The organism is Kitasatospora putterlickiae (assembly GCF_039527695.1).
GTDB classification, from domain to species: Bacteria; Actinomycetota; Actinomycetes; order Streptomycetales; family Streptomycetaceae; genus Kitasatospora; species Kitasatospora putterlickiae.
The window spans coordinates 873-3,325 of sequence record NZ_BAAAKJ010000075.1 but is presented as its reverse complement, the minus strand read 5'-3'; the positions used below and the strand labels follow the sequence as shown (position 1 = coordinate 3,325).

The 2,453-nt window shown below is 75.5% G+C and carries 2 protein-coding genes; both read left to right on the top strand.

All coding sequences use genetic code 11. The features are described 5' to 3' along the window. The coding region (locus ABD308_RS08685) for an adenylate/guanylate cyclase domain-containing protein (protein WP_344330239.1) at positions 1 to 985 on the top strand (985 nt) is incomplete at its 5' end. 403 nt (positions 986 to 1,388) lie between these two features. Continuing rightward, positions 1,389 to 2,453: GGDEF domain-containing protein (locus tag ABD308_RS08680; RefSeq protein WP_344330245.1), on the top strand; the 1,065-nt coding region annotated here is incomplete at its 3' end.

The following is a 2,453-nucleotide window of genomic DNA, read 5'->3' as shown; positions in this document are numbered from 1 at the left end:
GGAGCTGGCCACCCGCTTCTGGCGGGCGATGGGCTTCCCGGACATCGGGCAGTCCCGGGCGCTGACCGACGGCGACGTGATCGCGCTGCGCCGGCTGGCCGGCCTGGTCGAGTCGGGCCTGCTGAGCGAGTCGATGGCGATCCAGGTGGCCCGGTCCACCGGCCAGACCACGGCCCGGCTGGCGGGCTGGCAGATGGACACCTTCCTGGAGAACCTCACCCAGGCCGTCGAGCCCGGCCTGACCCGCGCCGACGTCGCGTACCCGCTGGTCGAGCTGCTGCTGCCGGAGCTGGAGCAGTTCCTGGTGTACGTCTGGCGGCGGCAGCTGGCCGCCGTCACCGGCCGGGTGGTGCAGGCCGCCGAGGACAACGAGATCACCAGCGGCCGGCTCGCCGTCGGCTTCGCCGACCTGGTCGGCTTCACCCGGCTGTCACGGCGGCTGGAGGAGGAGGAGCTCGGCGAGCTGGTCGAGACCTTCGAGAACACCTGCTCCGACCTCATCGCCGGCCAGGGCGGCCGGGTGATCAAGACGCTCGGCGACGAGATCCTCTTCGTCTCCGAGGACCCGGTGACCGCCGCCGGGATCGCGCTCAGCCTGATCGAGGCGCTGGCCGAGGACGACACCATCCCCGCGCTGCGGGTCGGCATGGCCTTCGGCACGGTCACCTCGCGGATGGGCGACGTGTTCGGCACCACGGTCAACCTGGCCAGCCGGCTCACCTCGATCGCGCCCAAGGACGCGGTGCTGATCGACGGCGAGTTCGCGGCCGCGCTGGAGCAGAACGGCAGTGTCGCGCCGCCCGACCTGGACGGCCCGGGGCTGGCCGAGGCGCTGTCGGCGGCGGCCGGACTGCCGCCGGTCGGCCCGGTGCCGGGACCGGACGCCGGCCACCGCTTCAACCTGCAGCCGATGTGGCGCCGGCCGGTGCGCGGGCTCGGGCTGGTCGAGCCGTGGCTGCTGTCCCGGCGGACGCGCGGCGCGTAGCGCGCGGCCGTGCGGAGGCGGTCGCGGTGACGCACCGCGACACGCCGGACGGCGGACCGTCACGCGGTCGTGCGGGTGCGAAGCCGAAAACCGGGCATAACCGACCGAAACCGCCATAGTCTTGGTGCAGGCGCCTCGGTGCGACCGGTCGCGGGGGCGGCGCTGTCGGACGGGCGGGAACGGTGGTGGGCGAGGGCGGCGAACGGCGGGCCCGCGCCGGCGTCCGGGCGACCGCCAGAGGACCGAGCACAGGGAGCGAGGCGAGCCGGTGAGCAGTGAGGCGATCATGACGGACCGCGGCCGGACCCAGCAGCCGCCCGTCGTCCCCGAGCCCGGGGAGGCCCCCGGGGGCGGTCCGGCCACCGACGCGCGGCTGAAGGCCGTGGTCGAACTCGCCCAGGACATGGCCGGCGCGCTCACCCCGCTGGAGGCCGTCAGGGCCGCCGCCGCCCGCGCGACCGAGGCGCTCGGCGCGACGATGGCCGCCGTCTCGGTCTGGGACCGCGAGTCCGGCCGGCTGCGGGTCCTGGTCAACCACGGCGAGCTCGCCCCCGGCGAGGAGGAACTGCCCGAGGACGAGTCCTACCCGGTGGCCGACTTCCCCGAGATCGTCACCTACCTGGAGGAGCGCTGGACCACCGGCCGGCTGCCGCGCGCCTGGGTGCAGAGCGCCGACAGCAGCCAGCCGCACGCCGGGCACGCGCACCCGACCGCGGGCGCGTACTGCCAGGAGCGCGCCGCCGCGCTGCGCCGGCGCGGCCGGGCCTGCTGCGTGGTCGCGCCGATCGTGCTGCACGGGCAGGCCTGGGGCGAGCTCTATCTCGCCCGCACCACCGGGATGCCCGCCTTCACCGAGGCCGACGCCGACTACGCGACCCTGCTGGCCGCCCAGATCTCGGCCGGACTCGCCCAGACCGAACGCCTCGCCGACCTGCGCAGGCTCGCCTTCTCCGACCCGCTCACCGGCCTCGCCAACCGGCGCGCGGTGGACGCCCGGCTGGAGAGCGCGCTGGCCGCGCACAACCGGGACAACACCGTGGTCTCGCTGGTGGTCTGCGACGTCAACGGCCTCAAGCGGGTCAACGACCAGCTCGGCCACGAGGTCGGCGACCGGCTGCTGGAACGGTTCGCCCACCAGTTGTCGCTGGCCGCCGCCAAGCTCCCCGGCAGCCTCGCCGCCCGGCTCGGCGGCGACGAGTTCTGCCTGCTCGTCGAGGGGCAGAAGGCGGACGAGGTGGTGGCCGCCGCCGAGGAGCTGTGCGCGCGGGCACTGGCCCTGGCCGAGGGCGAGGGAGTGGCCTGCGGCGTCGCCTCCACCGGGGACTCGATCGGCCCCGTCACCACCCCCGACCGGCTGTTCCGGCTCGCCGACGCCGCCCAGTACCGGGCCAAGGCCGCCCGGGCCGCCCACCCGGTGGTGGCCGGACGCAGCCACGGTCCCGGGTTCTCGCCCGACCCGACGGTGCTG